This is a genomic window from bacterium (genome assembly GCA_021158245.1).
In the GTDB taxonomy this organism is placed as follows: Bacteria; Zhuqueibacterota; QNDG01; order QNDG01; family QNDG01; genus QNDG01.
In genome coordinates this window covers 1-4,704 of sequence record JAGGVB010000214.1, presented here as the reverse complement: position 1 = coordinate 4,704, position 4,704 = coordinate 1, and the positions used below count along the sequence as shown (strand labels likewise).

At 40.8% G+C, this 4,704-nt stretch carries 5 protein-coding genes; all 5 read left to right on the top strand.

The features are described from left to right. The first annotated feature begins 442 nt into the window (after window positions 1-442). The 5 genes from J7K93_13145 to J7K93_13125 are packed head-to-tail and all read left to right on the top strand — an operon-like array spanning window position 443 to window position 4,589. Window positions 443-1,024 carry a restriction endonuclease subunit S gene (locus tag J7K93_13145; GenBank protein MCD6117956.1) on the top strand — a complete coding sequence of 194 codons (582 nt, stop codon included), beginning with the start codon at window positions 443-445 and terminating at the stop codon, window positions 1,022-1,024. A 1-nt stretch (window position 1,025) separates the two neighbouring features. Continuing rightward, window positions 1,026-2,531: a type I restriction-modification system subunit M gene (locus tag J7K93_13140; GenBank protein ID MCD6117955.1), complete on the top strand. Its 1,506-nt coding sequence runs from the start codon at window positions 1,026-1,028 to the stop codon at window positions 2,529-2,531. After that, window positions 2,528-3,592, top strand: coding sequence for a virulence RhuM family protein (locus J7K93_13135; protein MCD6117954.1), 1,065 nt, complete (start codon window positions 2,528-2,530; stop codon window positions 3,590-3,592). Before J7K93_13140 ends, J7K93_13135 begins: the two co-directional genes overlap by 4 nt. Continuing rightward, a complete protein-coding gene (locus tag J7K93_13130) occupies window positions 3,589-4,005 on the top strand; it encodes a restriction endonuclease subunit S (protein ID MCD6117953.1) in 417 nt (138 codons plus the stop codon). Before J7K93_13135 ends, J7K93_13130 begins: the two co-directional genes overlap by 4 nt. Then, window positions 3,939-4,589 carry a restriction endonuclease subunit S gene (locus J7K93_13125; GenBank protein MCD6117952.1) on the top strand — a complete coding sequence of 217 codons (651 nt, stop codon included), beginning with the start codon at window positions 3,939-3,941 and terminating at the stop codon, window positions 4,587-4,589. The genes J7K93_13130 and J7K93_13125 overlap by 67 nt, the downstream gene beginning before the upstream one ends. The last annotated feature ends 115 nt before the right edge of the window (window positions 4,590-4,704 follow it).

Below are 4,704 nucleotides of genomic sequence, written 5' to 3'. Positions count from 1 at the left end.
TACCGCTCTGTGGCACGGTTCGGAGTAGGGTATAAAGTTAAACCCTATCTTCTTCTGTACATGGATTATATCTGGAATTTCAAGATGGACGAGGAAACAGGAAGGTATGAACCTCAGGAGAGATTCCAGCCGAGGCTTGCATTCCGGTATAATTTCGGCAAATTTTAACAAAAATCGTTGTAAATAAAAGATATAGCCGGGGTTCTGCCCCGGCTTTTTATTTGATTAATCTGGAAATAAAATTATGGATTTAAGGCGTAAGCCTCTTACCTGACTCCTTGTGTAAATGTCAAGTACAACTTGAAGATAACACAATTTTACAGTCAGAGAAGGGGAAATATAGTGTGATGATATGCTTTAGGGTAAATATTTTTTGACTTTTGATAAAAATATACTATATTTATTGTGATGATTGAGTTTAGTGTAATTTATATGAGGCGATATGAGCAGGAAGTTGTTATTAGAAGTTGCGGAAATAAGACAGGGATACCAATTCCGAAAAAAAGTTGAGAATATTCCCGATGGTTTGGTAAATGTTGTTCAGATGGCCGATGTGATAAAAGGCAAAAGAATTGATTATGACAATTTGGTTAGAACTGAAGACAGGGGATTCAAATCAGAACACTTCTTAAAAAAAGGAGATGTCCTTTTTTGTGCCCGTGGATTAAACAATTATGCTCTTTTAATTGATGATGATATTCAAAATACAATAGCTGTATCCCAGTTTTTTATTATCCGGACAAAAAAATCTCTAATCCTGCCGGATTATTTTGTATGGTACTTAGGCCAGCCTGAAGCTGTTGCATATTTCAGGAGTCATACTTTAATGAGTACTGTTCCTCTTATAAATAAAAAATCTTTGGAAAATATTGAAATACCAGTTCCTCCAATATCAACACAGGAAAATATATCAAAAATTTACAGGCTGAAAGAAAAAGAGAGATATTTAATTAGACAAATAGCGGATAAGAGAGAGATAGTGATTAATAGTATTTTGAGGAAAAGTATAAAAAATTGGAGTTAATATGTCAAGCATTAAAAAAGCTGTTACCCAGGAGGAGATTAATAATATCTTATGGAGAGCCTGCGATACATTTAGGGGGGTTGTAGATCCTGCTGAATATAAAAACTACATTCTTGTGTTTCTGTTTATCAAATATCTTTCCGATTTATGGAAAGATAAAAGGGACAAGTACAAAAAACAGTATAAAGGGGATAAGACAAGGATAGAACGGGCACTTTCCCGTGAACGTTTTGTTTTACCGGAAAATTCAGATTATTATTATTTATACGAAAACCGTAATGAGAACAATATTGGCGAGCTTATTAATATTGCGCTTGAACAAATAGAAGATAAAAATAAAACCAAGTTGGAAGGTGTTTTCAGAAATATAGATTTTAATTCCGAGGCTCACTTGGGTCAAACAAAGGAGCGAAACCAGCGCTTAAAGCATTTAATTGAAGACTTTGCAGACCCCCGTCTTGATCTGCGACCTTCAGTTGTAGGCAGCAGGGATATTATTGGTAATGCTTATGAATATCTTATTTCCCGTTTTGCTGCTGATGCAGGGAAAAAGGGAGGAGAGTTTTATACACCCGGAGAAGTTGCAACTCTGCTTGCTAAACTCCTGCAGCCAAAACCGGGCAATAAAATCTGCGATCCTACATGCGGTTCAGGTTCTCTTCTCATCAAAGTTGCTAATGAAGTTGGCAGTAACAACTACGCTTTATATGGGCAGGAGAGCAACGGCAGTACATGGGCGCTCTGTAAGATGAATATGTTTCTGCACGAAAAGGATAATGCTCAAATTGAGTGGGGCGATACAATACGTAATCCCAAACTGATAGAAAATGACCGGCTTAAAAAATTTGATATTGTTGTGGCTAATCCTCCGTTTTCTCTTGATAAATGGGGCGCTGATATGGCTGACAGTGATATTTTTAATCGTTTTTTCCGTGGGATCCCGCCAAAAAGCAAAGGAGACTATGCTTTTATTTGTCATATGATAGAAACAGCAGTTGCAGATTCCGGTAAAGTAGGGGTTGTAGTGCCTCACGGAGTTCTTTTCCGGGGTGCTTCGGAAGGGAAAATCCGCCAGAAATTAATTGAAGAGAATCTGATTGAAACAGTTATCGGTTTGCCGGCAAATCTTTTCTTCGGAACAGGTATCCCCGCAGCAATTATAATTTTTAATAAAGGTAAAGGCAAAAATACTGATGTACTTTTTATTGATGCCAGCAGAGAATTTGAATCCGGCAAAAATCAGAATAAACTGCGGAAACAGGATATTGAGAAAATTGTAAATACCTATAAGAATTTTAAAACCATAGATAAATACTCATATCGCGCTGCTTTTAATGAAATCAAAGAGAATGAATTTAATCTGAATATTCCCCGCTATGCTGATACATTTGAAGAAGAAGAGGATATTGATATTCCCGCTGTTCAAAAAGAGATTCAGGAACTTGAGGCGGAACTGGAAAAGACACAGATGGAGCTGAATAAGTATCTGAAGGAATTGGGATTATGAAAAACAACCATCAGAAAATAGTTCCGTCCGGAGGAGAACTCATTGTCTATAAAACCGAAAATGGACGGGTGAAAATCGACGTACGTCTCGAAAACGAAACCCTTTGGATGACTCAATCCGACATGGCCAGGCTCTTTCAATGCTCAGCAGACAACATCTCCCTTCACCTGAAAAACATCTATGACGAAGGTGAGTTGGGCCGTGACTCAACTACCGAGGATTTCTCGGTAGTTCGTCTGGAAGGAAAAAGAACTGTCCGCCGGAAGATGACCTTTTACAACCTTGATGTGGTTATTTCCGTTGGTTACCGGGTAAAAAGCCTGATTGCCACCCGTTTCCGTATTTGGGCGACTGAACGGCTGAAAGAGTATATTGTCAAAGGCTTTACCATGGATGACGAACGACTGAAGAATCCGCCTGCGGCAGGTTCTGGTGCCCCGGACTACTTCGACGAGATGCTCGAACGCATACGCGACATCCGGGCCAGTGAACGCCGGATGTACCTGCGGGTCAGAGAGATTTTCGCCATGGCTGCCGATTATGAACCAACGCTTCCGGAAACTACAAAGTTTTTCAGCATTATACAGAATAAATTGCACTATGCTGCCACCGGAATGACTGCTGCGGAAATCGTCAAAAGCCGGGCGGATTATCAGTTTCCCAATATGGGATTGACCAACTGGAATGGTGATGAAGTACGCAAAACCGATGTAACTATAGCCAAGAACTATCTGAACGAGAAGGAAATAGACGGACTTAACCGGATCGTGACTATGTGGCTGGACTTTGCAGAGGATCAGGCAAAACGGCGCAAGCAAATCTTTCTCAAAGATTGGGAACAAAAACTGGATGAATTTCTCCGCTTCAACGATCGTAAGGTTCTGCCCAGTGCCGGAAAAGTCAGCAAAAAAGAAGCTGAGGACTACGCAAAGGCAGAATATGAAAAATTCGCTGTCCGCCGCAGAAAACACAAAGAAGCTCTGGGCGAAGCTGACTATGTGAAACAGCTTGAGGAGGCCGCGAAGAAGATTCCGGAAAAAGGTAGGGGGAGGAAGAAGTGACCAAGCGCAACGAAAACAGGCCGGGGTATAAGAAGACCAAAGTCGGGTGGATTCCGGAGGAGTGGGGATGTGTCCGCATCCAGGATGTTGCAAAGGTTATTACAGTATCTACGCCGAGCACTAAAAAATCAGAATATTATGGTAATAAGTTTCTATTTGTTGGCCCGGCTGACTTGGATAACGGTAAATATGTTTTCGATTCGGCAAAAAAATTATCGAATGACGGTTTTGGTGTATGCAGAAAGATTCCTGTCGGAAGTACTCTTTTTACATGTATTGGCTCAACTATTGGAAAAGTAGCCATAGCCGGAAAGGTTTTAGCGACAAATCAACAGATTAATGCTGTATTCCCAAGAATAAGGATACAAAAGAATTCCTTTACTATGCTCTTCTTAAATTATCTCCCAGAATAAAATCATTGGCTTCTGAACAAGCGGTGCCGATAGTTAATAAATCTGAATTTTCAGCATACAAAATCCCCCCCCTTCCTCTTCCCGAGCAGAAAAAAATAGCTGAAATACTTTCTGCCTGGGACAGGGCTATTGAGCAGGTAGGCAGGCTTATTAATGCCAAACAGCGGCTGAAAAAAGGACTGATGCAGCAACTTCTCTACGGCCGAATGCGATTCCCGGAGTTCGGCAAACATGCTAAGAAAAAAGGTGAGATGCCGGAGGGGTGGAAGGCTTGCAAACTTGGTACATGCTTCAATGAGCGTAAAGAAACCAATCCCGATCTTTCCCTTCTGGCAATTACATCCGATCGGGGTGTAATACCTCGTGACGAAGTCGAGCGTAAAGATACTTTGAATGCTGACAAGAGCAAATACAAACGAATTGCACTTGGTGATATCGGTTACAACACGATGCGAATGTGGCAGGGTGTTTCAGCCGTGTCTACTTTGGAAGGGATAGTAAGCCCCGCATACACAATCTGTACTCCAAAAAATGGGCATTCATCGCGAGATTTTTCGGATATCTCTTTAAGTATCCGCCCATGATTCACCTTTTCCATCGTTTTTCACAAGGACTTGTGTCTGATACTTTGAATTTGAAGTTTCGTCATTTCTCGCAGGTAAAAGCGATTGTCCCCTCGGAGGCCGAACAAATCCGCAT

Excerpts from the sequence above, each read along its gene's own strand:
- J7K93_13145 (MCD6117956.1), top strand. The coding sequence starts at position 443 with ATGAGCAGGAAGTTGTTATTAGAAGTTGCGGAAATAAGACAGGGATAC.
- J7K93_13140 (MCD6117955.1), top strand. The coding sequence starts at position 1,026 with ATGTCAAGCATTAAAAAAGCTGTTACCCAGGAGGAGATTAATAATATC.
- J7K93_13135 (MCD6117954.1), top strand. The coding sequence starts at position 2,528 with ATGAAAAACAACCATCAGAAAATAGTTCCGTCCGGAGGAGAACTCATT.